General features: G+C 67.5%; 27 protein-coding genes. 10 read left to right on the forward strand and 17 right to left on the reverse strand.

From position 1 onward, the window contains the following. The first annotated feature begins 54 nt into the window (after nt 1-54). The 3 genes from ACI2KI_RS12335 to ACI2KI_RS12345 all read left to right on the forward strand — a co-directional run bounded on the left by ACI2KI_RS12335 (nt 55) and on the right by ACI2KI_RS12345 (nt 2,700). Nucleotides 55-408 carry a UrcA family protein gene (locus ACI2KI_RS12335; RefSeq protein WP_404620462.1) on the forward strand — a complete coding sequence of 118 codons (354 nt, stop codon included), beginning with the start codon at nt 55-57 and terminating at the stop codon, nt 406-408. Nucleotides 409-546: 138 nt separating this feature from the next. Then, nucleotides 547-1,782: an NAD-dependent epimerase/dehydratase family protein gene (locus ACI2KI_RS12340; RefSeq protein WP_404620464.1), complete on the forward strand. Its 1,236-nt coding sequence runs from the start codon at nt 547-549 to the stop codon at nt 1,780-1,782. Nucleotides 1,783-1,800: 18 nt separating this feature from the next. Continuing rightward, complete coding sequence (locus ACI2KI_RS12345) at nt 1,801-2,700, forward strand: SDR family NAD(P)-dependent oxidoreductase (protein ID WP_404620466.1); 900 nt, start codon at nt 1,801-1,803, stop codon at nt 2,698-2,700. Nucleotides 2,701-2,752: 52 nt separating this feature from the next. Here the strand turns inward: ACI2KI_RS12345 and ACI2KI_RS12350 are convergent, their stop codons facing one another. The 12 genes from ACI2KI_RS12350 to ACI2KI_RS12405 form a co-directional block, all read right to left on the reverse strand. Continuing rightward, entirely contained in the window at nt 2,753-3,376 is a 624-nt protein-coding gene (locus ACI2KI_RS12350) for an EipA family protein (RefSeq protein WP_292085041.1), read from the reverse strand. Between the two features lie 242 nt (nt 3,377-3,618). Next, complete coding sequence (locus ACI2KI_RS12355) at nt 3,619-4,170, reverse strand: TIGR00645 family protein (protein WP_292085040.1); 552 nt, start codon at nt 4,168-4,170, stop codon at nt 3,619-3,621. Between the two features lie 2 nt (nt 4,171-4,172). Further along, the gene (gene pheT, locus ACI2KI_RS12360; protein WP_404620468.1) at nt 4,173-6,596 is read right to left on the reverse strand and encodes a phenylalanine--tRNA ligase subunit beta; all 2,424 of its coding nucleotides are present in this window, start codon (nt 6,594-6,596) and stop codon (nt 4,173-4,175) included. Beyond that, entirely contained in the window at nt 6,593-6,991 is a 399-nt protein-coding gene (locus tag ACI2KI_RS12365; RefSeq protein ID WP_404620470.1) for a hypothetical protein, read from the reverse strand. The genes pheT and ACI2KI_RS12365 overlap by 4 nt, the downstream gene beginning before the upstream one ends. Next, complete coding sequence (locus tag ACI2KI_RS12370; RefSeq protein WP_312064730.1) at nt 6,988-7,407, reverse strand: hypothetical protein; 420 nt, start codon at nt 7,405-7,407, stop codon at nt 6,988-6,990. The genes ACI2KI_RS12365 and ACI2KI_RS12370 overlap by 4 nt, the downstream gene beginning before the upstream one ends. A 12-nt stretch (nt 7,408-7,419) precedes the next feature. Next, complete coding sequence (locus ACI2KI_RS12375; RefSeq protein WP_292085034.1) at nt 7,420-7,809, reverse strand: hypothetical protein; 390 nt, start codon at nt 7,807-7,809, stop codon at nt 7,420-7,422. Nucleotide 7,810: 1 nt separating this feature from the next. Beyond that, entirely contained in the window at nt 7,811-8,887 is a 1,077-nt protein-coding gene (gene pheS / locus ACI2KI_RS12380; protein ID WP_312064733.1) for a phenylalanine--tRNA ligase subunit alpha, read from the reverse strand. 58 nt (nt 8,888-8,945) lie between these two features. Next, nucleotides 8,946-9,149, reverse strand: coding sequence for a dodecin family protein (locus tag ACI2KI_RS12385; protein WP_292085032.1), 204 nt, complete (start codon nt 9,147-9,149; stop codon nt 8,946-8,948). 147 nt (nt 9,150-9,296) lie between these two features. Then, a complete protein-coding gene (gene rplT / locus ACI2KI_RS12390) occupies nt 9,297-9,653 on the reverse strand; it encodes a 50S ribosomal protein L20 (RefSeq protein ID WP_292085030.1) in 357 nt (118 codons plus the stop codon). Nucleotides 9,654-9,764: 111 nt separating this feature from the next. Continuing rightward, the gene (gene rpmI / locus ACI2KI_RS12395) at nt 9,765-9,962 is read right to left on the reverse strand and encodes a 50S ribosomal protein L35 (RefSeq protein WP_003166435.1); all 198 of its coding nucleotides are present in this window, start codon (nt 9,960-9,962) and stop codon (nt 9,765-9,767) included. A gap of 279 nt (nt 9,963-10,241) precedes the next feature. Further along, complete coding sequence (infC, locus tag ACI2KI_RS12400; RefSeq protein ID WP_292085029.1) at nt 10,242-10,763, reverse strand: translation initiation factor IF-3; 522 nt, start codon at nt 10,761-10,763, stop codon at nt 10,242-10,244. Nucleotides 10,764-10,889: 126 nt separating this feature from the next. Beyond that, nucleotides 10,890-11,852, reverse strand: a complete 963-nt coding sequence (locus ACI2KI_RS12405; RefSeq protein WP_404620473.1) for a glycosyltransferase family 9 protein — start codon at nt 11,850-11,852, stop codon at nt 10,890-10,892. Between the two features lie 79 nt (nt 11,853-11,931). Here ACI2KI_RS12405 and ACI2KI_RS12410 point away from each other — a divergent pair, with 79 nt between their 5' ends. Continuing rightward, nucleotides 11,932-12,672 carry an alpha/beta fold hydrolase gene (locus tag ACI2KI_RS12410; protein WP_404620475.1) on the forward strand — a complete coding sequence of 247 codons (741 nt, stop codon included), beginning with the start codon at nt 11,932-11,934 and terminating at the stop codon, nt 12,670-12,672. 145 nt (nt 12,673-12,817) lie between these two features. On the opposite strand, the gene hslU is transcribed toward ACI2KI_RS12410, so the two are convergent. Both hslU and hslV read right to left on the reverse strand, forming a co-directional pair. Beyond that, a complete protein-coding gene (hslU, locus tag ACI2KI_RS12415; RefSeq protein ID WP_404620477.1) occupies nt 12,818-14,122 on the reverse strand; it encodes an ATP-dependent protease ATPase subunit HslU in 1,305 nt (434 codons plus the stop codon). A 70-nt stretch (nt 14,123-14,192) separates the two neighbouring features. After that, a complete protein-coding gene (gene hslV, locus ACI2KI_RS12420) occupies nt 14,193-14,747 on the reverse strand; it encodes an ATP-dependent protease subunit HslV (protein WP_292085021.1) in 555 nt (184 codons plus the stop codon). A 130-nt stretch (nt 14,748-14,877) separates the two neighbouring features. On the opposite strand from hslV, the gene ACI2KI_RS12425 reads away from it, so the two are divergent. Then, complete coding sequence (locus tag ACI2KI_RS12425) at nt 14,878-15,288, forward strand: BLUF domain-containing protein (RefSeq protein ID WP_404620480.1); 411 nt, start codon at nt 14,878-14,880, stop codon at nt 15,286-15,288. 31 nt (nt 15,289-15,319) lie between these two features. Next, entirely contained in the window at nt 15,320-16,093 is a 774-nt protein-coding gene (locus tag ACI2KI_RS12430) for a HesA/MoeB/ThiF family protein (RefSeq protein WP_404620482.1), read from the forward strand. Here the strand turns inward: ACI2KI_RS12430 and ACI2KI_RS12435 are convergent. Further along, nucleotides 16,090-17,076 (reverse strand): 2-hydroxyacid dehydrogenase, encoded by a 987-nt coding sequence (locus ACI2KI_RS12435; protein WP_404620484.1) that lies wholly within the window; start codon nt 17,074-17,076, stop codon nt 16,090-16,092. The two genes, ACI2KI_RS12430 and ACI2KI_RS12435, sit on opposite strands and share 4 nt — an antisense overlap. 53 nt (nt 17,077-17,129) lie before the next feature. On the opposite strand from ACI2KI_RS12435, the gene ACI2KI_RS12440 reads away from it, so the two are divergent. From ACI2KI_RS12440 to fabB, 3 genes are all read left to right on the forward strand, one after another. Beyond that, nucleotides 17,130-17,699, forward strand: coding sequence for an SH3 domain-containing protein (locus tag ACI2KI_RS12440; protein WP_404620486.1), 570 nt, complete (start codon nt 17,130-17,132; stop codon nt 17,697-17,699). Between the two features lie 68 nt (nt 17,700-17,767). Next, entirely contained in the window at nt 17,768-18,307 is a 540-nt protein-coding gene (gene fabA / locus ACI2KI_RS12445; protein WP_207824497.1) for a 3-hydroxyacyl-[acyl-carrier-protein] dehydratase FabA, read from the forward strand. 60 nt (nt 18,308-18,367) lie between these two features. After that, complete coding sequence (fabB, locus tag ACI2KI_RS12450; protein ID WP_404620488.1) at nt 18,368-19,597, forward strand: beta-ketoacyl-ACP synthase I; 1,230 nt, start codon at nt 18,368-18,370, stop codon at nt 19,595-19,597. A gap of 272 nt (nt 19,598-19,869) precedes the next feature. Here fabB and ACI2KI_RS12455 read toward each other — a convergent pair whose 3' ends face one another. Then, on the reverse strand, nt 19,870-21,213 hold the full coding sequence (locus ACI2KI_RS12455) for a S1C family serine protease (protein WP_404620490.1): 1,344 nt from the start codon (nt 21,211-21,213) through the stop codon (nt 19,870-19,872). A 124-nt stretch (nt 21,214-21,337) separates the two neighbouring features. Here ACI2KI_RS12455 and ACI2KI_RS12460 point away from each other — a divergent pair, with 124 nt between their 5' ends. After that, nucleotides 21,338-22,144, forward strand: coding sequence for a DUF3313 domain-containing protein (locus ACI2KI_RS12460; protein WP_404620492.1), 807 nt, complete (start codon nt 21,338-21,340; stop codon nt 22,142-22,144). Here ACI2KI_RS12460 and ACI2KI_RS12465 read toward each other — a convergent pair. Continuing rightward, on the reverse strand, nt 22,141-23,331 hold the full coding sequence (locus tag ACI2KI_RS12465) for an acyl-CoA dehydrogenase (RefSeq protein WP_404620494.1): 1,191 nt from the start codon (nt 23,329-23,331) through the stop codon (nt 22,141-22,143). The genes ACI2KI_RS12460 and ACI2KI_RS12465 overlap by 4 nt on opposite strands. Nucleotides 23,332-23,469: the final 138 nt, after the last annotated feature.

Raw genomic sequence — 23,469 nt, forward strand, 5'->3', positions numbered from 1 at the left:
CGCTGGTCTTGAGAAGGGACAAGCGCAGCGGAAGGGCGATCAGGAGATCGCAAGATGCAATCGACGATCATTGGAGCAGTCCTGCTTCTGGCTGCAACCGCCCCGAACGGCGCTCAGAGCCAAATCCAAACCACTCGCCCCATCGAAGGCGCCGAAGCCGTCATGGTTTCCTATGCCGACCTCGACCTGAACCAGCCGACACAGGCTGGAATTCTCGACCGCCGGCTCAAGGCGGCGGCACGGCGGATATGCGACACGGCCAAGCTGCCCATGGACCATTATCTGGTCCGCCACTGGTGCATCAGGGACGCCGTGGCGGACGGCTGGGCCCAGGTCGCCGCCCATCGCGCGGACGGCTACGCCGCCAAGCCCACGGTGATCCTCGCGGCGCTGAGAACCCATCCCTAGCCCATAACGCCGCGCGGGTTCCCGAGGCCCCAGCCGCCGGCGCGGTTCCGCCACAGGGGTCCTGCATCGCCGCCGCTTTCGCCTGCCCGCGCCATCGGCTAGGCAGGAGGGAGTGATGGACGACACAGGGTTCTACCGATGCGCGTGATGATCCTCGGCGGCGACGGTTTCTGCGGCTGGCCGACGGCCCTGCACCTCTCGGCGCGCGGCTGGGAGGTGCTGATCGTCGACAACCTCAGCCGTCGCAACATCGACAACGAGCTGGAGGTCCAGTCCCTGACCCCCATCCGCACCATGGGCGAACGCATCAAGGCGTGGAAGGAAGTCTCGGGCCGGTCCATCGACTTCGTCAATCTGACGGTCGGCAAGGAGTTCGACCGACTGGTCGCCCTGATCAAGGACTGGGCGCCCGACAGCGTCGTCCACTTCGCCGAACAACGGGCCGCCCCCTATTCGATGAAGTCGGCGCGGCACAAGCTCTACACCGTCGACAACAACCTGAACGCCACCAACCATCTGCTGGCGGCCATCATCGAGAGCGGACGGGACGTCCACCTGGCCCACCTCGGGACCATGGGGGTCTATGGCTACACCACGGCCGGCCTGCGCATTCCCGAGGGCTATCTGAAGGTCACGGTCGACACCGACCACGGCCCGACCGAGCAGGAAATCCTGTTCCCGCCGAACCCCGGCTCCATCTATCACATGACCAAGACCCAGGACGCCCTGCTGTTCCAGTTCTACGCCAAGAACGACGGCCTGCGGATCACCGACCTGCACCAGGGCATCGTCTGGGGCGCCCAGACCGAGGAGACGAAGCAGGACGAACGCCTGATCAACCGCTTCGACTATGACGGCGATTACGGCACGGTGCTGAACCGCTTCCTGATGCAGGCGGCGGTCGGATATCCGCTGACGGTCCACGGCTCTGGCGGCCAGACGCGGGCCTTTATCCATATCCAGGACACGGTGCGTTGCGTCGAGCTGGCGCTGAACAACCCGCCGAAGTCCGGCGACCGGGTCAAGATCCTCAACCAGATGACCGAGAGCCGCCGCGTACGCGATCTGGCCCGGATGGTGGCCGACATGACCGGCGCCGAAGTCCACAACGTCGCCAACCCGCGTCAGGAAGCCGACGAGAACGAACTGGTTGTCGCCAATGACCAGTTCCGCGACCTGGGCCTGAAGCCCATCACCCTGGCCGAGGGCCTGATGGCCGACGTGACCGACATCGCCCGCCGCTACGCCGACCGCGCCGACCGATCGAAGATCGCCTGCGTCTCGGCCTGGAACGACAAGCGCGCCGAAGCGCTGCAGTCTCAGGGGGCGGACCCAGCCCCCGCCGCCGCCCCCGTCGTCGTCAAGACCGCCTGATCGCCTGACCGGACCGCCATGACCCAGCCTGCCCCCGCCGCCCCTTCGCTTCTGGTCTTCGGCGGCGGCTATCTGGGGCTTGAGGCGGCGCGCGAGGCGATCCGCAGGGACGGCCGCGCCATGGCCACCTCGCGCGATCCGGTGCGGCGCAAAGAGCTGACAGGCGCCGGCGTCGTCGCGGTCGATCCCGCTGACGTCCACGCCTTGCAGGCCGCCGTCGCCGAGGCCTCGGCCATCCTGATCACCGCCGCGCCCGACGGCGCCGGCTGCCCGGGCCTGAAGGCCCTGATCCCGGCCATCAGCGCCGTCCAGGCCTATCCCGACTGGATCGGCTATGTCTCATCGACCGCCGTCTATGGCGACCGGGCGGGCGGCTGGGCCTTCGAGGACGACGAGTTGAACGCCGCCAGCCTGGAGGGCGCGCGCCGGGTGCGCGCCGAGCAGGACTGGCTGGACGCCGGGCGCGGCATGGGGCTGACGGTGCAGATCTTCCGCCTGCCCGCCATCTATGGGCCCGGCCGCTCGCCGATCGACCGCCTGCGCGACGGGACGGCGCGGCTGGTGAAGAAGCCCGGTCAGGTCTTCAACCGCATCCATGTCGAGGACGCCGTCGCCGGCTTCTTCGCCTCCATGGCCCGTCCCCATCCGGGCCGCGCCTACACCCTGTCCGACGACGAACCGGCCCCGGCGGACGTGGTGATGGCGGGGGCGGCGGCACGCCTGGGCCTGCCCCTGCCGCCCGAGGTGTCGCTGGACGACCCGTCGGTGTCGGACGCCATGCGCCGCTTCTACAACGACTCCAAGCGCCTCTCGAACGCCCGCGCCAAGGCCGAACTGGGCTGGCGCCCCCAATACCCGACCTGGCGCGAGGGGCTAGAAAGCATCCTCACGGCGCCTTCGCCGCAAGCGCACCCCTAAGGGCGCTCAAGCAGCGAGCGACCGCGTCGCGAGCGCTAGCGCCCCTTCTTCCTTAGAAAGGAAGAATGTTCCGCTGACGGCTGTAGCTCATGGTGCCGACATTGGCGCCCAGGCGCAGGCCGACGCCGGTGCGGATCGGGGCCAGAACGATGCCGTCGGCGCGCTGATAGTTCACGCCCAGACCCGCGACCAGATAGGCTGAGCCCTCGACGCCCGGATAGCGGCGATAAAGCATGTCGGGGTGATAAAGGCCGTAGACCAGGGTAAAGACCCGGCTGGCGTTGCCGCCGACGTCCCAGCCGACCGAGGCCCCCTGCCAGAAGACCTCCTGCGAGGCCGAAAGGTCCTTCATGTGCAGGGCGCCGCGGCCGTAGCGCACGCCCACCACGGCGGCCCCGGCGGCTTCCTCGCCGGCGATATAGGCGGTCGGGCGGTCGCCCTGTTCGGCGAAGATGCGCTCGATGGCCGAACCCATGGCCTCGGCGGCGATGCCCATTTCACGCGAGCCGGCGGCGACCAGTTCCTCGAAGGTATAGGCCTGGGCCGTCTGATCCGAGGCGATCGGATAGTTGGGGTCGGTCGGCTGGCGCGTCGAGGCGCAGGCGCCGAGGCCAGCGGGCAGGGCGCCGGCGGCGGCGAGACCAAGGCTGGTGCGGATCAGTTGGCGGCGATGCATGTCGAGGCTCCTGACAGGGGACGGGTCGCCCATCGTCGCGGGCTTGGCCCACCGTCCGTGTCTTTTGCGGCAGCCTTGGGGCTTTAAGGTTAACCGAACCTTGCTTGACCGTATTCGACGCCGCCTGACCCGATCAAGGCTTTGTCAGAAGCCCCCGGACGCCGCTAGAAGCCCCAATATCGCGGGCCTCAAGCAGCGCGTAAGCGCGATAGGCCCCAAAAAGAAAACACTAGGGCGGAGCCCTAGTGCTTGTCGGTCTTGGCGGCGACCCAGTCCATGACCGCGAGCAGGACGCCCGAGGCCACGAAGGTCAGGTGAATGATCACCGCCCACATCAACCCGGCCTCGTCCAGGGGATGGCCCGGCTTGCCGATGTTCATGAAGCTCTTGAGCAGATAGATGGCCGAGATCGCCACGATGGAGGCGATCAGCTTCATCTTCAGACCCGAGAAGTCGACCGAGCCCATCCACGGCGGCCGGTCGACATGGTTCTCGTCCAGATCCAGCTTGGACACGAAGTTCTCATAGCCCGAATAAAGAACGATCAGCAGCAGATTGCCCGCCAGCGACAGGTCCACGAGACTGAGGATGGCCAGGATGGCGCCGTCCGACCCCATATGGCCTTCGCCGACGATGAAGGCCTGCGGCACGTAGTAGATCAGCTCGCGCACGAAGACGACGAGCAGCATCACCAGGGCCGCCACCAGGCCTAGATAAAAGGGCGCCATCAGCCAGCGGGCGCGGAACAGGTTGCGCTCGAAGGTGGTCTCCGCCCAGGGTTTCTTGTCCGCCATGCTCAGCTCCGCAGCGTGCCGCCGGCCTTGCCGGCGGCCGCGACGATCTTGGCCGTCAGGGCCTCGATCTCCGCTTCGGTCAGGGTCGCGGCGCGCGGCTGGATCTCGACCTCGATCGCCACCGACTTCTGGCCTTCCGGCACGCCCTGGCCGCGATAGACGTCAAAGACGCGCACCTCGGCGATCAGGGTCTTGTCGGCCCCGACGACGGCGCGAGTCAGGTCGCCCACGGCCTTGGCCTCGTCCATCAGGAAGGCGAAGTCGCGCGACAGCGGCATCAGGTTCGGCAGATCCGCCGCGCCCCGGGCCTTGCCGCCTTTTCCACGCGGTTCGGGCACGGAATCGAGGATGATCTCGAAGGCCAGCATGGGGCCGTCGGCGTCCAAGGCCTTGAGAACGCGGGGATGCAGGGCGCCGAACTCGACGATGACGTTCTTGGGCCCCAGTTGCAGGCGGGCCGAACGGCCAGGGTGCCACCAGTTCTGGTTCGAGCCCTGCGCCAGCTGCAGCGAGGCGACCGGCGCGCCGATCTCTTCCAGCAGGGCGAGCAGGTCGCCCTTGAGGCCGAACAGGGCGTCCTCGCCCGCACCGCCCCAGTGACGATCGGGATGGGGCGCGATCAGGCCTGCAATGGCCGTGCGCTGACCGGTCGGCTGGTCGTTCAGATAGATCGGGCCGATCTCGAACAGAGCGGCGTCGGCGTGGCCGCGCGCGGCGTTGCGCGCCGCCGCCTGAATCAGGTTGGGCAGGATCGACGGCCGCATGCAGTCGAGGTCCGCCGCGATGGGGTTTTCCAGCACCAGGCGATCATCGCCGCCGCCGAACAGGGCGGCCGTCGACTGCTTGGTGAAGGACCAGGTCACGGCCTCGGCATAGCCCAGGCTGGCCAGGGCCCGACGCGCGACGCGGACGCGGGCCTGACGCGGGTTGAGCACGCCGCCGGGGGCGCGGGCGACCTCGGGCAGGGGCGTATTCGGCAGGGCGGCGAAGCCCTCGATGCGCGCCACCTCCTCGACCAGGTCGGCACGGCCTTCGACGTCGCGACGCCACGACGGCGGCGTCACGGTCCAGGGTTCGGCCTGATCGGAACCGCCGGCGGTGACCAGGAAGCCGAGCTGGCCCAGGATGGTGCCGATGCGGTCGTCGGCCAGTTCCATGCCGGTCAGGCGCTTCACATAGGCGGGGTCGAAGGCGAAGGGCGCCGGGCTGGCCGGCGGCTCCCCGACGAAGACGATCTCGGACGGCTCGCCGCCGCACAGGTCGAGGATCAGGCGCGTGGCCAGCTCCAGACCCGGCGTCACCGAAACCGGATCGACGCCGCGCGCAAAGCGATACTGGGCGTCGGAGTGAATGCCCAGGGTGCGGCCCGTCTGGGCGATGACGATAGGCTCGAACCAGGCGCTTTCCAGGAAGACGTCGGTCGTGTCGTCGCTGCAGCCGGTGCTCTCGCCGCCCATGACGCCGCCCAGGCCGATGGGGCGCTCGCCCGCAGCATCGGCGATGACGCAGTCGCTCGGCGCAGCGGCGTAGGTCTTGCCGTCCAGGGCGATCAGGTGCTCGTGCTCGCCCGTCTCGGCCGAGGTCAGACCCCCGCGCACGACGATCTCGGTCCCCGACAGCTTGGCCATGTCATAGACGTGCAAGGGCCGTGCGCGGTCGTAGGCGATCAGGTTGGTGACATCGACCAGGCGGTTGATCGGGCGCAGGCCGATGGCGGTCAGGCGTTTCTGCAGCCAGGCCGGCGACGGGCCGTTCTTGACGCCGCGAATGACGCGACCGGCGAAGACCGGGCACATCTCGGGCGCGTCCAGCCGCACCGAGATCGGCGAGGGGAAGGCGCCGCGTACCACGGCGATGTCGAAATGCTTCAGCTTGCCGACGCTGGCGGCGGCCAGGTCGCGAGCGATGCCGGCGACGCCCAGCCAGTCGGGACGGTTCGGCGTCACTTCGAAGTCGATGACCGGCTCGGCGCCGAACAGACCGGCGACCGGGGTCCCGACAGGAATCTCCGGCGGCAGTTCCTGAATGCCGTCGCTCTCGTCGGCCAGCTGCAGTTCCGAGGCCGAGCACAGCATGCCGTGCGAGACGACGCCGCGCACCGGCTTTTCGACCAGGGTCACGCCCAGGCCGGGCACATAGGCGCCGATGGGCGCGTAGATGGTGGTCAGGCCCGGACGCGCATTGGGCGCGCCGCAGACGATTTCCTTCATGCCGTCGACGGTGTCGACCTGGCAGACCTGCAGGCGATCGGCGTCGGGATGTCGCGCGGTCGAGATGATCTTGGCCACGGTGAAGGGGGCCAGGGCGGCGACGGGGTCGTGAACGTCCTCGACCTCCAGCCCGGCCATGGTCATGGCCTCGGCGATCTGGTGGGCGTCGGCCTCGGTCTCGAGGTGGTCCTTCAGCCAGGAAAGCGTGAACTTCATTGGGCGGCTCCGCCGCTGATCGCCTCGGCCATCGAATCGAGGAAGGCCGGCGTGCCGGTGAAGCCGACGCCGACGAAGCGGCAATTGATGAACTGGCAGTTCCGGAACGGGATCGGGCCGACGACGCGGCTCAGGCTCTGCGGCGCCAGCATCAGGCTGCGCGGATCGCCCTTGGTCTCCCCCAGGTCACAGCCTTCGAACTCGCACCCCTCGATCGGCAGGACCACTGCGGGCCCCTCGAACAGGCAGCCCTCGAAACGACGGTTCTCGATCGCCGGCGCGCCAGCCCGCATGACCTCAAGGAGAAGTTGCGGCAACCAGATGCTGATGCGGGTGTAGGTCGGCCCTGGGCCGATCGGTTCAAGCGTGAGGGGAGCGTTGGCGACTTCGGTCATGCCTGAACCGCCGTTCCCCATGCGCTCGCGAGATCCTTCTCCATCTCATCCAGCATCTCACGCGCCCCCGTGAAGGCCACCTGCACGAAGCGGCAGCGAACAAACCGGCAGTTCGACATGCCAACGGCGCCAGCGATCATGTCGCCGCGCGGGTCCATAAGCAGGGTGCGCGGATTTTGGGCCACGCCCATGTGGCAGGTGTCGAAGGTGGTGCCGTTCATGACGGCGATCACCGCCGGGCCTTCAATCAGACACTCGGTGAAGGTCTTGCCCTCGATGAAGGTCTGGCCGGCATTCATGTGATGAACCGCCAGAGAGGGGAGCCAGACGGCTTCCTTCTCGAAGGTGGTGCGCGCCACCAGTTCGCGGCCGAACTTTTCTTCTGCGGACATCGGGGTCTGTGTCGTGTCGGTCATGTCTGTTTCGATCTAGAGAGAGTTCGGCAGGGCGACGATCTGGGCGACGAACTCATCGGTCCCGGTAAAGCCTACGCCGTAGAATTCGCAGCCGATGAAGGCGCAGTCACGCATCGGTATGGTCCCGATCGCCTTGTCGCCGACGGGCTTGAGCACCAGGTTGCGGATGTCGCCGCGGCTGTCGCCGAAATTGGTTTCGTCGAACGTCACGCCGTTGGAGACAAGAATAATCGCGGGCCCCTGGATGCGGCAGCCCTTGAAGGTGCGGCCCTGGATCAGGCCAGGCCCGTTCCTCGCAGCATGGGCGAAAACCTCAAAGAGGGTCAGATCGACATTCTCGAAGACCGCGGCTCCGAAGTCCTCGACCAGGGCGACGGGGCGGTTGATCGGCAGCAGGCTCATGTCAGGACAGTCCGCTGGCGGGGTTCGGCGCGGCAAAGGCCGAGAAGCCGTAGTGGGCCAGCCAGCGCGTATCGGCCTCGAACATGGGGCGCAGGTCGGAGACGCCGTATTTCAGCATGGCCAGGCGGTCGACGCCCATGCCGAAGGCGAAGCCCTGATACTCGTCCGGGTCGATGCCGGCGTTACGCAGCACGTTCGGATGCACCATCCCGCAACCCAGGATCTCCAGCCAGTCCTCGCCCTCGTTCAGGGTCAGCTTGCCGCCCGAGCGGTCGCAGCGGATGTCCATCTCGGCCGAGGGCTCGGTGAAGGGGAAGTGGTGCGGGCGGAAACGGGCGTTGACGTCGTCCAGCTCGAAGAAGCGGGCGATAAAGGTCTCCAGAGTCGTCTTCAGATGACCCATGTGGATATCGCGGTCGATCACCAGACCTTCGATCTGGTGGAACATCGGCGTGTGTGTCGCGTCGGAATCCTTACGGAAGGTGCGGCCCGGCGCGATGATGCGGATCGGCGGCTTTTGCGACATCATGGTCCGCACCTGCACCGGGCTGGTGTGGGTGCGCAGAACCTTGCGCTCGCCCGTTTCCGGGTCGGGCTTCAGGAAGAAGGTGTCGTGCATTTCCCGCGCAGGGTGCTTGGGCGGGAAGTTCAGGGCGGTGAAGTTGTGGAAGTCGTCCTCGATGTCCGGGCCTTCGGCCACGGCGAAGCCCATCTCCGCGAAGAGGGCGATCATCTCGTCCATCACCTGCATGGTCGGGTGCACCCCGCCCTTGCGGCGCGGGCGGCTGGGCAGGGTCAGGTCGACGCGCTCGGCCAGCAGGCGGGCGTCCAGCTCGGCGGCCTCCAGCTCGGCCTTTCTGGCGGCGATGCCGGCGCTGACGCGATCGCGCAGACCGTTGATGATCGGCCCCTGCTCGCGGCGTTCGTCGGGGCTGAGCGCGCCCATCCCCTTGAGCAGGGCCGAGATGGTCCCGGTCTTGCCGAGGGCGGCGACCCGCACCTCCTCGATCGCAGCGACGCTTGGCGCCGCCCCGATGGCGTTGATCAGGTCGAGTTCTAGCTGGGCGAGATCGGTCATGGTCCGCAGCGTCTAGCCCGACATGGCCGTCACGCAAAGCCTTCAGCGTCGATCAGACTCAGTCCGCAAGGACGAATGTGACCTTCATGTTGACGCGGTATTCGGCGATCTCGCCGTTGCGGACCACCACCTTCTGGTCCTGAATCCAGGCCCCTTCGACGTGACGCAGGGTCTTGTCGGCCCGGGCAATCCCCTGGGCGACGGCGTCATCGAAGCTGACGGTGGACGATGCGGTGATCTCGGTGACGCGGGCGACGGACATGGGCAAAGCCTCCTCAACCGCCGGCTCGCCTGTCGAACCGGCTGCCGAACCCAACGCCCGATCCGCCCAAAAGTCCGACTTGGCCATGAAAAACGCCCGCCCCGGAAACCGGGACGGGCGTTTTCAGCACCAATGATGCGGTATCGCTTAGGCGGCCAGAGCGGCGCGGACCTTGTCGGCGATGGCCTTGAAACCGGCTTCGTCGGCGGCGATCGTCGACAGAACCTTGCGGTCCAGCACGATGCCGGCCTTGTCCAGGCCGTGGATGAACTGCGAGTAGGTGAAGCCTTCCAGACGGGCGGCGGCGTTGATGCGCTGGATCCACAGGGCGCGGAACGAACGCTTCTTGTTGCGACGGTCGCGGTAGGCGTACTGGCCGGCGCGGTCGACGGCGGCCTTGGCCGTGCGGATCGTATTCTTGCGGCGGCCGTAGAAGCCCTTGGCCTGCTTCAGAACCTTCTTGTGCTTGGCGTGGGACGTAACGCCCCGTTTGACGCGTGCCATGTTTTTATTCCCTTCGGGAAGTCCCTAGCGCTCGACCCGCGGGGTCTCGCTGCTTGAGGGACTGTCGTTCAAATTCAGTGTGACAGGATGATCAGGTATGCAGCGCGCCGATCAGGCGTACGGCATGTAGGACTTGATCTTCTTGGCGTCGGCGTCGGCCATGACCGAAGTGCCGCGGTTTTGGCGGATGTACTTCGAGTTGTGGCTGATCAGACGGTGGCGCTTGCCGGCGACGCCAGCTTTCACCTTGCCCGTGGCCGTGAATTTGAAGCGCTTCTTGGCGCCAGACTTCGTCTTCAGTTTCGGCATTTTCACTCTCTCTAATTTTAGTGGGCTACCGCTCTGCGAGCTACATGAGCCCGTAGTGCGGAGCTGAAACGAACGGCCCAGGCATGCCTGTTAGCCCGGCTGTTCGGTACGCGAAGGGGCGGCTTTTACGGCGCCGCCCCCCCAAAAGCAAGGCGCCCGGCGCCAGAACAGAGCGTCTGGGCCGGGCGTTTGAACCGGATCCGAGATCCTCGCTCAAGTCGCGAACCGCCGCGCGGCGAGCATAGCGACCCGAAAAGCCTCGCCAGGAGGCCCTGCCTCTTAGCGCGGCGCCAGGATCATGATCATCTGGCGGCCTTCCATACGCGGGGCGTATTCTACCTTGGCGACTTCGTCGAAGTCGGCCTGCACCTTGTTGAGCAGCTTCATGCCCAGTTCCGGGTGCGCCATTTCACGGCCGCGGAAGCGCAGGGTCACCTTGACCTTGTCGCCCTCCTCGAAGAAACGATGCATCGACTTGGCCTTGACCTCATAGTCATGGGTGTCGATGTTCGGGCGCAGCTTGATTTCCTTGAGCTCGACGATCTTCTGACGCTTACGCGCCTCGGCCTTCTTCTTCTGCTCCTGGAAACGATGCTTGCCGTAATCCAGGATCTTGCAGACCGGCGTCTCGGCGTTGCCGACGATCTGGACCAGATCCAGGCCGGCCTCTTCGGCGGCTTCCAGGGCGGCGGACAGCGGCATGACGCCCTGTTTCTCACCGTTCTGATCGATCAGCAGCACGCGGGTGGCGCGGATTTCCTGGTTGATGGGCGGCCCGTCCTTGACGGGCGGCGCTTGCATGGGACGGCGAATGGGCGTCGTTTCCTTATGTGGTCAGAAGACAGGCTGTAATCTCTCGCGAGGATCAGCGCGCGACAGAGCGGCGCGTTCCCAGCGGGCGGAATATGACGACAGAAGCCCCGAAATTCAAGGCTGGTCGGGGTTTGCGCCGATGTAGGCGTCGTGCAGCGCCAATACGCCCTCGAAGACGTGGTCGACCGTCAGATCCTCGATTGGCGCGAACTGACCACGCGTCTCGTTGGAAGCGACGGTGCGGGTCTTCGGACCCCACGGCCCGTAAAGCCACCACTCTGTCGGTCCGAACAGACCCAGTGTCGGACGGCCCAGCGCGGCCGAGACATGCATCAAACCGCTGTCGTTGCCGACGAACAGGGCCGCCCGATCGATAGCGGCGGCCGAACACAGGATGTCGCCCTTGCCCACGCCGTCGATGGCGCGGTCGCCCGCTGCCTCCAGCGCCGGGGTCGCCGGCGGGCGGTCGCCGGGTCCGCCGACGGGCATGAAGCGCCAGCCGTCGAAGCGCGGCTCGGCCTTCAGCTTCTCGACCAGTTGGCCCCAGCGATCGGCGGGCCAGGACTTGCCCGGCTGGTGGGCGATGGGCGCCAGGGCGATGATCGGGCCTTCGCCCAGCCCTGCCTGAAGCTGAGGATCGATGACGGCGGCGGCCTCGGCGCGGGCCTGGGCGTCGAGGAAGATCTCCGGATCCAGCGGCGCGGCCGAACCCATCAGGCGCGACACCATCTCGACCTTGCGCAGGCCGGTCTCCCAGCGGCGATTATAGACGATCCGGCGTTTGGTCGGGATCAGCCAAGCCAGGGCCGAGCCGCGGATGTCGACGACCAGATCCCATTTCGTGCCCGCTACCTGTTTCCACAGATCGACCCAGTGTCCGGCGGCCTTCTTCTTGTCGAGGATGATGACGCGCTCGACGTTCGGCGCCGAACGGAAGAAGGGCGCCGGCGGGCGGCCGCAGGCGACGGTGATCTGCACGCCCGGAATCTGACGGGCGATCTCGCGGATCACCCCCGAGGAGATGACGCAGTCGCCGATCCGGTTCGAACTGACAAAGAGGGCTTTGGGTGCGGACAAGCGGGGCTCTCGCGGCCTGTGAAGAAACGCCGTCTCTGCTAAAGCCATTCCGCGCCGAATGACAGTCCGAGGAGTTTTCATGTCCGACATCCGATCGCTGAAACGCCCCGACGGCGAGACCCTGGCCTTCGAGGCGGTGCAGGGCGCCGGCCCCACGGTCGTCTGGATCGGCGGCTTCCGCTCGGACATGGAGGGAACCAAGGCCCTGGCGCTGGAAGCGGCGGCCCGCGAGCGCGGCTGGAATTATGTGCGCTACGACCATTTCGCCCATGGCCAATCGTCCGGCGACTGGAAACAGGCCACCATCGGCCGCTGGCGCGAGGACGCGATCGCCCTGATCGACAGCCTTGAAGGCCCCGTCATCCCGGTGGGGTCCTCGATGGGCGGCTGGGTGGCCCTGCTGGCGACCCTGGCGCGGCCCGAACGGATCAAGGGGCTGGTCCTGGTCAATCCGGCCCAGGACTTCACCGAAAAGCTGATGTGGCCCGGCCTGGCCGACCACGAGCGTCAGGCCATCCTGCGCGAAGGCGAGACCGTCATCACCGAGGAAGGGCTCGGGTCCTACGTCCTGACCCGGCGCATGTTCGAGGAGGCGCGCGACTGGCTCTTGCTGGACGGAGTGATCGAGATCACGGCGCCGGTCCATGTCCTGCAGGGCCGCGCCGACGACGTTGTGCCGTGGCGCCATCAGGTCGAACTGGCCGAGCGCCTGACCGGCGGCGACCTGCGTCTGGACCTGATCGAGGGCGGCGACCACCGCCTGTCGAACCCCGCCGATCTGGCGCGGTTGGTGGAGGCGGTGGAGGCGATGCGGGGCTGACCCCGCACCGCACCCGCCTCTCTCACGCCGTCATCCTCGGGCTTGACCCGAGGATCGGATTGTCCGCCTGCGCGACGCTGGCTTGGTCGAGTGCTCCGCCACGCTCGATCCTCGGGTCAAGCCCGAGGATGACGGTGGAGCTGGATCACAGGATGAAACGGCTCAGGTCGATGTTCCTGGCCAGGTCGCCGACCTTTTCGCGCACCTTGTCGCCGTCGAAGGTCAGGGTCTGGCCCGACAGGTCCGAGGCCTTGAAGCTGGTCTCTTCCAGCACCCGCTCCAGCACGGTCTGAAGCCGGCGCGCGCCGATGTTCTCGACCGTGGAATTGGCCGCCACGGCGGCGTCGGCCATGGCCTCGACCGCATCGTCAGTGAAGACCAGGGTCACGCCTTCGGTTTCCAGCAGGGCCTGGTTCTGACGGATCAGATTGGCTTCCGGCTCGGTCAGGATGCGCTTGAAGTCGTCGCGGGTCAGGGCCTTCAGCTCGACCCGAATCGGCAGGCGGCCCTGCAACTCGGGCAGCAGGTCCGACGGCTTGGCCACATGGAAGGCGCCCGAGGCGATGAACAGGACATGGTCGGTCTTCACCGGCCCATACTTGGTCGACACCGTCGTGCCCTCGATGAGGGGGAGAAGGTCGCGCTGCACGCCTTCGCGTGAAACATCGGCCCCGGAGGCCCCCTGTCGCGCCGCCACCTTGTCGATCTCGTCGAGGAAGACGATGCCCTCGTTCTCGGCCAGCAGCAGGGCCTCCTTGGTCAGGCTTTCCTGATCCAGCAGCTTGTCGCTTTCCTCGGTGACGAGCGGGGGAACAGCTTCGGCCACAGTCAGCTTGACCGTCTTGGTGCGCCCGCCGCCCATCTTGCCCAGCAGGTCCGACAGGTTCAGCAAGCCGACGTTGCCGCCGCCCCCGCCCATGTCCAGCCCCTGCAGAGGCGAGGTCGTGTCGGCCAGGGCGATCTCGATTTCCTTGTCGTCCAGTTCGCCGGCGCGCAGCTTCTTGCGGAAGGCGTCCCGGGTCGCGGGCTGCGAGCCCGGCCCGACCAGGGCGTCCAGGATGCGCTCCTCGGCCTGGCCCTCGGCGCGGGCCTTGACCCCCGCCCGGCGCTTCTCGCGCACCATGACCAGGGCGCTCTCGACCAGATCGCGCATGATCTGGTCCACGTCGCGCCCGACGTAGCCGACCTCGGTGAACTTGGTCGCCTCGACCTTGAGGAAGGGCGAACCCGCCAGCCTGGCCAGGCGCCGGGCGATCTCGGTCTTGCCCACGCCCGTGGGGCCGATCATCAGGATGTTCTTGGGCGTGACCTCGTCGCGCAGATCCTCGGGCACGCGCTTGCGGCGCCAGCGGTTCCTCAGGGCCACGGCCACGGCGCGCTTGGCGTCGTCCTGGCCTACGATGAAGCGATCCAGTTCGGAGACGATTTCACGGGGGGATAGGTCGGTCATGGGTCAGACGGTTCAGAAATAATCGGATAGGCGCTCAGGCAGCGAGCCGCCGCGCGGCGAGCGTAGCGCCCTACAGACTCTCGATGGTCAGATTGCCGTTGGTGTAGACGCAGATTTCGGCGGCTATCTTCATGGCCTTGCGGGCGATCTGCTCGGCATCCTGTTCGCTGCTTTCGTCGATCAGGGCGCGGGCGGCGGCCAGCGCATAGTTGCCGCCCGAGCCGACGGCGGCCACGCCGTACTCCGGCTCCAGCACGTCGCCGACGCCGGTGACTGTCAGAATGGTGTCCTTGTCGGCGACCAGGAGCATGGCTTCCAGCCGACGCAGGTAGCGGTCGGTGCGCCAGTCCTTGGCCAGTTCGACGCAGGCGCGCGCCAGTTGGTCGGGATACTGCTCCAGCTTGGCTTCCAGCCGCTCGATCAGGGTCAGGGCGTCGGCCGTGGCCCCGGCGAAGCCCGCCAGCACCTTGCCGCCGGCGAGCGTCCGCACCTTGCGCGCCGCGCCCTTGACGATGGTCGGCCCCATCGAGACCTGGCCGTCGCCGGCGATGACGGTGCGGCCGTTCTTGCGCACCGCCAGAATGGTGGTGCCGTGCCAGTCGGGGAAGCTTGAGGTCTGGGTCATGGTCGCTCAGATGGCGAGGAAAGATCGCGCTCGCAAGACGCCGCCGCGCCGCAGGGACTTCCGTTTTGTTAACCCTGGCGTGACAGGGGAGCCTTCCCCAGTCGCCTCGCCTAGCGTTCGAGTACCCGCCTTGCCTCTGCACCGCGCCATCTATGTCAGCGACGCCGTCGGCGAGGCCGCGACCAGCCTGCTGGTTCTCGCCGAAATCCTCGGAGCCTCGGAACGCAACAATCGTCGCGACGGCCTGACCGGGGCTTTGATGCGCCACGGCGGCAGCTTCATGCAGGCCATCGAGGGGCGCCGCGCCGACGTGGATCGGCTGATGGACCGACTGCGCGCCGATCCCCGTCACCAGAACATCCGCCTGCTGTCCGACCAGGACGTCGCCGGCCGCCTCTTTCCCGAGTGGCCGATGACCCTGGCCCAGATGACGCCCGCCGCCGCGCGCGTGCTGAACGGCGCCGGGTTGGACCAGTTGAGCCCTGATCGCGCCGAAACCTTGCTGAGCACGGCGACGCAGGCCCTGACTGTTCCGGCCTGACGGGCCGCCGCGACTGCGCTAGACAGGGTGCGTGATCCAGCCTGCCGCCCCCGCCCCTGTCCGTTTTTCCGACGAGGAAGTCGATCGCTACGCGCGCCAGCTGGTGCTGTCCGAGATCGGCGGCCCCGGCCAGCAGGCCCTGAAGCGCGCCCGGGTGCTGATCGTCGGCCTGGGCGGGGTCGGGGCGCCCGCCGCCCTCTATCTGGCCGCCGCCGGGGTCGGGACCCTGGGTCTGATCGACCATGACGCGGTCGCCCTGTCCAACCTGCAGCGGCAGATCATCTTCACCACCGCCGACGCCGGACGTCCCAAGGTCGAGGCGGGCGCCGCGCATCTGGCCGCCCTCAACCCCCATGTGTCCGTGGAGTCCTTCATCGAGCGGCTGACGCCCGATAACGCCCGCGACATCATCGAGCGCTTCGATCTGGTGCTGGACGGCACCGACGATTTCGACACCCGTTTCGCCGTCAACGCCGCCTGCGTGGCGACGGGAACGCCTTTGGTTTCAGGGGCTCTGGGGCGCTGGAACGGTCAGGTCGGCGTCTTCACCGGCGAGCCCTGCTATCAGTGTCTGGTGCCGGAAGCCCCGCCCGACGCCGAGACCTGCGCCCGTGTCGGCGTGGTCGGCGCCCTGGCCGGGGTCATCGGCGCCATGACGGCGCTGGAGGCGATCAAGCTGATCACAGGCGCGGGCCAGCCCCTGACCGGCCGGCTGATGCTCTATGACGGTCTGGCCGGAAGCAGCCGGGTGGTGAAAATCGCCGCCGACCCGGCCTGCCCGGTCTGCGGATCAGCCCACGCCTAGAGCATGGCCGGGATGACCCGGTCGGGCGGCCGGTGGCCGTTCTGATAGGTCATGATGTTGGCGATGACCCGGTCCCCCATGTCCTGACGCGCCTCGATCGTGGCCGAACCGAGATGGGGCAGCAGGACCACGTTGGCGCGGCCCATCAGGCCCGGATGCACCGCCGGTTCGTGCTCGAACACGTCCAGACCCACGCCGAACAGGGCGCGACGATCCAGAGCCTCGACCAGCGCCGCCTCGTCGATCAGTTCGCCGCGCGCGGTGTTGACCAGAATGGCGTGGGGCTGCAGCCGCGCGATGCGCTCGGCAGACAGGATGTGGCGGGTGTCTTTCGTGGCCGGACAGTTCAGCGTGATGACGTCCATCCGCGCCACCATCTGATCCAGATCATCCCACCAGGTCGCGCCCAGTTCCTCGGCGATCATGTCCGAGACGGGTTTGCGGTTGTGATAGTGGACCTGCATGCCGAAAGCCCTGGCCCGGCGCGCCAGGGCCTGGCCGATGCGGCCCATGCCGACGATGCCCAGGCGCTTGCCCCACAGCTTGCGGCCGCACATCCAGGTTGGGCTCCAGCCCTGGAACTGGCCCGCCGCCACGACATTGGCGCCTTCGACGATGCGGCGGCTGACGGCCATGATCAGGCTCATGGTCAGGTCGGCGGTGTCCTCGGTCAGGACGCCAGGGGTGTTGGTGACGATGATCCCGCGCCCCACGGCGGCGTCGATGTCGATGTGGTCCACGCCCGCGCCGAAGTTGGCGATCATCTTCAACTGCTCGCCCGCCCCCGCGATCAGCTCGGCGTCCAGATGGTCGGTGATGGTCGGGATCAGGACCTCGGCGCGCTGCAGGGCGGCGGCCAGGTCGTCGCGCGACATGGGCCGGTCGGTCAGATTCAACTCGGCGTCGAACAGCTCGCGCAGGCGCGTTTCCACCGTATCGGGCAGGCGTCTGGTTAATACGACCTTAAGCTTGCGAGCGGACATAGGAAGCCTGGGTTTCGACGGGCGGTAACGCCCGAACGGGACGTGTCGATCCGGTGTCTAGCAAAGCTGTGGTCAGGTTCAAAAGTTTCCGGCGTATCGCCGTCATCGCCGCCGTCCTCGGATCGGGCGTCTTCGGGGGCGCCAGCGCCCGTATGCCTGACGGCCGGCCGACCCCGACCGGACTGGAAGTGCCGCGCTGGGTCACGCTGAAATCCTCCCAGGTCCGCGCCCGTCAGGGGCCGGGCCTCGATTACCAGATCCTGTGGGAATACCGCGCCGCGGGCCTGCCCGTGCAGGTGATCGCCGAGACCAAGGAGTGGCGCAAGATCTGCGACCCGGACGGTTCGGTTGCGTGGATCCACCGCACCGTAGCCTCGGGCCGTCGCAGCGTCTTCAACCGCTCGGCCGAAGAGATCCTGATCCATTCCGGCCGCTCCGCGACCTCTTCGGTGCGGGCCCGCCTGTCGCCGCGCTCCATCGTCTCGCTGGACGAATGCGAAGACGGCTGGTGCCGGGTCCGGGCCCGCAAGATCCGGGGCTGGGTGCCGGAACGCGCTGTGTTCGGAACCCAGGAACGCGCCCTGTGCAACGCCGCACGGCCTGCCGGCGCAGGCAGAAGCTAGACTTCACAACAGTTGAGCGGGCGCGCAGGGTCGTGTAACCCGCCCGCAACACTTCCGGAGCGTCATCCTTGAGCCAGTCCCAATATCCGTCGTCGTTCGATCATGAAGGCCTGCTGGCCTCGGGCCGCGGCGAGCTGTTCGGTCCGGGCAACGCCCAGCTGCCGGCCCCGCCGATGCTGATGTTTGATCGCATCAAGACCATCACCGCCGACGGCGGCGACTACGGCAAGGGCTATGTCGAGGCGGAACTCGACATCAATCCGGACCTCTGGTTCTTCCAGTGCCACTTCATCGGCGATCCGGTCATGCCGGGCTGCCTGGGCCTGGACGCCATGTGGCAGTTGGTCGGCTTCTACCTCGGCTGGATCGGCGGCCCCGGCAAGGGCCGCGCCCTGGGCGTCGGCGAGGTCAAGTTCACCGGTCAGGTGACCCCGGACGTCAAGAAGGTGGTCTATAAGGTCCACCTGAAGCGCGTCATCAACCGCAAGCTGGTCATGGGCATCGCCGACGGCGTGCTCGAGGCCGACGGCGAGGTCATCTACACCTGCGCCGACATGCGCGTCGGCCTGTTCGGCGGCGCGGCCACGGTAGCGTCCACGGACGCCTGACCCCATTTGATGCAGACCGCGGTCAACGCGGCGCCTGAAGACTGAATGTTAGGAAACACCATGCGGCGTGTCGTCGTCACCGGATTGGGCATCGTCTCCTCCATCGGCACCGGCCAGGACGAGGTCACAGCCTCCCTGCGCGAGGCCAAGTCGGGCGTCCAGCACGCCGCCGACCACGCCAAGTACGGCTTCCGCTCGCAGGTCTGGGCCCCGCCGGCCCTGGGCGTCACCGCCGAGGACTGGGCGCCGTTGGTGGACCGTCGCGCCGCCCGCTTCCTGGCCAACGGCACGGCCTGGGTGCACATCGCCTTTGAAGAGGCCCTGAAGGACAGCGGCCTGAGCGCCGACGAAATCAAGGACGAGCGCATCGGCCTGATCGTCGGCGAGGGCGGTCCCTCGACCCAGGTCATCCTGCAGGCCGCCGCCACCACCGTCGAAAAGGGCTCGCCCAAGCGTGTCGGCCCCTTCGCCGTGCCCAAGGCCATGGCCAGCGGCCCGTCGGCCGTTCTCGCCACCTGGTTCGAGCTGAAGGGGATCAACTATTCGATCTCCTCGGCCTGCGCGACCTCGGCTCACTGCATCGGCGCCGCCGCCGAGCAGATCGCCTGGGGCAAGCAGGACGTGGTCTTCGCCGGCGGCTGCGAGGACATCGACTGGTCCATGTCGAACATGTTCGACGCCATGGGCGCCATGTCCTCCAACTTCAACGAGACGCCCTCGGTCGCCTCGCGCGCCTATGACAAGGATCGCGACGGCTTCGTCATCGCCGGCGGCGCCGGCATCGTGGTGCTGGAAGAATACGAACGCGCCGTGGCGCGCGGCGCGACCATCTACGCCGAGGTCACCGGCTACGCCGCCAACTCGGACGGCTATGACATGGTGGCCCCCTCGGGCGAGGGCGCCGAGCGCTGCATGAAGCTGGCGCTGAAGATGGCGGGCGATCCGAAGATCGACTACCTGAACCCGCACGGCACCTCGACCCCGGTCGGCGACGCCAAGGAGATGGGCGCGGTGCGCAACGTCTTCGGCGACGACCTGCCGATGATCTCCTCGACCAAGTCGCTGACGGGCCATTCGCTCGGCGCGGCGGGCGCGCAGGAAGCCATCTACTGCCTGTTGATGATGAAGCACGGCTTCGCCGCCGAGAGCGCCCACATCGAGAACCTGGACCCCGAGTTCGAAGGCATGCCGATCCTGCGTCAGCGCCACGACGGTGAGCTGAAGCACGTCATGTCCAACAGCTTCGGCTTCGGCGGCACTAACGGGACCCTGATCCTGTCCAAGGTCTGATGTCAGCTTGGCGGCGGGAATTGTCGCCTCGGACACGAAAATAACGCCATTCGGCCCTTCGTCCGCCCGGATGGACGTTCAAAAAGGCACCATCGGCCTGTCGGAGTTCGGAAAAGTCCCGGATCCTGAACAGCCCCCCCAGCCCCCCCAGGATTTTTCCGCTAAAGGGCTTCGACGGGCCGATGCTTCCTCCAAGCAGAGACGCCCGCGACCGCCCTCCTCCCCCTCCTGGCGACGCGGGCGTTTTGCTGTCTGGACCTCAGTGAGACGGATCAGCCGGGCAGACTTATCGTTGTCCGCTCGCCGTCTCGCATCACCGTCAGTTCGACCCCGCCGTCTTGCAGAGCCCCTGCCAGGGCGGCCATGTCGGCCACGCCCGCGCCGCCGACCTCGATCACCACGTCGCCCGCCTGAACCCCCGCCGCTGCTGCGACTGAGCCGCCCTCAACCACGGTGACCTGCGCCCCTGCGCCCTCTCCTGAATTACGGAAAGTCAGGCCGCGCGCCATCGCCGCGCTGTGCCCAAGGCGCACGGCGGGCAGGTCGGCGGACTGCACCATCAGGCTCGCCGTGGCCTCGCGCCCGTCGCGTAGATAGACCACCGGCAGGGTCGCGCCGGGCCGGGCGATGCCGACAGTGGCCTGGACCGAACCCGCGTTGGCCACGGGACGGTTCTGCAGGCGCGTGATGACGTCGCCGGGACGCAGGCCCGCCTGCTCTGCCGCCGAGCCCGGCGCCGCGTCATAGACCACCGCGCCGCGCACGATGTTCAGGCCCATCTCCCGCGCGCGCTCGGCCGTCAGCGAACCCAGGGCCACGCCGATCTGGCCCCGCTTGACCTCGCCGGTGGCGCGCAGCTGATCGACCACGAACATCATGATCCGGGTCGGCACGGCGAAGGCGATGCCGTCGTTGCCGCCGCCCATGCCGCCGGACAGGATGGCGGTATTGATGCCGATCAGCCGCCCCCGACTATCCAGCAGCGGTCCGCCCGAGTTGCCCGAGTTCACCGCCGCGTCGGTCTGGATATAGTCCTCGATGGCGTCGCCCATGCCCGAGCGGTTCAGGCCCGAGATGACCCCCATGGTCAGGGTCTGGTCCAGGCCCAGGGGATAGCCGACCGCGAAGGCCAGATCGCCGGTGCGCAGGGTGTCGGAATCCACCGTCTGGACCTGGGACAGGCCGGACGCCTCGATCTTCAGCACGGCGATATCGGTGGCCTTGTCGGCGCCGATCAGCGTGGCGTCGAAGAGGCGGCCGTCGATCAGGTCGACGGTAAACTTCTGGCCGTTCTCGATGACGTGGTGGTTGGTGACGATGATGCCGCTCGCGGCGTCGATGATAACGCCCGAGCCGCCCTGCGAGGGCTTGGGATCGCCTTCCGAACGCGGGCCGCGCGACTGGCCCAGGGTGGTCACCTGGACCACGGCGGGCAGGGAGGCGTCGAGGCCCGAGGCGAAGGTGAAAACCCCGCGCCGCGCATCATAGGGCAGACCCTGGACCGCAGACGTCTGGGCCGAAGCAGCCGCCGGAGCCGCCGTCGCCGCAACCGGCGCAGCGCTCAGGGTCAGGACAAAGGCGGCGCCGGTCGAGGCCAGCAGGGTGTGTCGCATCATGGTCGGTCCCTTCGCAGACCCACAGCCTAGCGCGGGAAGTCGCTCGTGACGACCGCCTATGAACCAAAGCCGATGCTGGAGCGTACTCAGAAAAATCGTCGGTTCTCGACGATGGAGGGATCTTATGAGCAGAACGTTCCCAGGCGCGGTCTCGACAGCCTGCCTGGCGCTGTGCGCCGCCGCTTGCGCCACCGCCCCGGAGCCGACATCCGGTTTCCTCTCCAGCTATGAAGGACTTGCAGCCCGCTCGGACACGGTGCGCGCCTCTGTGCGACAGCGGCGGGACGAGCAGGCGGCCCGCGCCGTGGAAAAGGTTCATATCGAACGCGCCGTGCTGACGTCGGACGCGGCCCCGGCCCTGCGCGCCGAAGACTGGAGCCTGGTGCTGGGCGAGATGGATCGTCAGGTCTGCTACGAATTGAGCGAACGCTTCACGGTCCTGGACGCCCCTGCGCCGGATGCCGCCAGGGTTCGTCTGGCCGCGACGCGCATCAGCCCCACCGGCCAGGCGGGATCGGCCGCCTCAGCCGTCGCCAGCTACTTCATCCCCGGCCCGATCGGACTGCGGGCGCCGGGCACCACTGGCGGCCTGGCCGCCGAAGCCGAGCTGCTGGACCCCGACGGCCGTCAGGTCGCGGCCATCGTCTGGGCCCGCAACGCCACCGTCGTCGGCACGGACGACCCGTCCCTGTCGCGCGTCGGCGACGCTCATCAGTTGGCCGAGGTCTTTGGCGACATGGTCGGCGACGCCTTCGCCCCCGCCGACCGCAAGCCGCGCCCAATCGCCGAGCCCGACCCCTGCTCACGCTTCGGCCCGCGCGTCCGGCCCGAGGGCTTCGTCGTGCGCGCCGTCACGGGCCTGTATCAACCCGAGGTCAGCGGGGGCAGGAGACAGCAAGAAACGGCGCCGGCCGACGCCGACCGCCCCTAGAAGGCGCTTTCGCCCGTGATGGCCCGGCCCAGGATGAGGGCATGGACGTCGTGGGCGCCTTCATAGGTGTTGACCGTTTCCAGGTTCATGGCGTGGCGCATGACGTGCAGTTCGCCGGTGATGCCGGCGCCGCCGTGCATGTCGCGGGCTTCGCGGGCCACGGCCAGGGCCTTGCCGCAGTTGTTGCGCTTCATCAGACTGATGGCCTCCGGCACCCAGGCGCCGGTATCCAGCAGACGACCCAGGGCATAGGCGCCCTCGAAGCCGAGGAAGATCTCGGTCTGCATGTCGGCCAGCTTCTTCTGCACCAGTTGGCGTGACGACAGCGGGCGCCCGAACAGCATCCGCTCGGCCACATAGTCGCGGCTGGCGTGGAAGCAGAACTCGGCGGCGCCCATGGCGCCCCAGGCGATGCCGAAGCGCGCCTTGTTCAGGCAGCTGAACGGCCCGCGCAGACCCTGGACGCCCGGCAGGATGTTGGCCTCCGGCACAAAGACGTCGTTCAGGCCGATGTCGCCGGTGATCGAGGCGCGAAGCGACAGCTTGTCGCCGATCTTGTCCGTGGTGAAGCCGTCGAAGTCGCGCTCGACGATGAAGCCCCGGATCTTGTCATCGAGCTTGGCCCAGACGATGGCCAGGTCGCTGATGGGCGAGTTGGTGATCCAGTATTTGGCGCCGTTCAGGCGATAGCCGCCGTCGACCTTGACCGCCTTGGTCTTCATCGAGGCCGGGTCCGACCCGCCGTCGGCCTCGGTCAGGCCGAAGCAGCCGACCAGTTCGCCCGCCGCCATTTTAGGAAGGAATTTAAGTTTCTGTTCTTCCGAACCGAAGGCGTAGATCGGGTACATGGCCAGCGACGACTGGACGCTCATGGCCGAGCGATAGCCGCTGTCGACCGCCTCGACCTCGCGCGCGATCAGGCCATAGGCGACGTGGCTGGCTTCCGAGCCGCCGTACTGTTCCGGCAGCATGGCGCCGAGGAAGCCCATCTCGCCCATCTCGGTCATGATGGCGCGATCAAAGGTCTCGTCGCGGAAGGCCTCGACCACGCGCGGCAGCAGGGCTTCGCGGGCATAGGACCGCGCCGCGTCCTGGATCATCCGCTCGTCGTCCGTCAGGCGGCCGCGCAGGTCGAAGGGATCGTCCCAACGGAAGGTCTGTTGCGAAGCGTGCGAGCCGTCGGCCATGGATGTTTCCTGAGCAGTTCAGTGTGCGGGGTTCTCTGGGCCGTCACGCGCGGGTCATCAGAGCGTGACGATGCGACCCCTGTTCCGAGGGCCGGTTTAGGCGATAATGACGGGGCCGGGTAGAGGGAGGCGGGGAAC

This window comes from Brevundimonas sp. NPDC046655 (assembly GCF_044901625.1).
In the GTDB taxonomy this organism is placed as follows: domain Bacteria; phylum Pseudomonadota; class Alphaproteobacteria; order Caulobacterales; family Caulobacteraceae; genus Brevundimonas.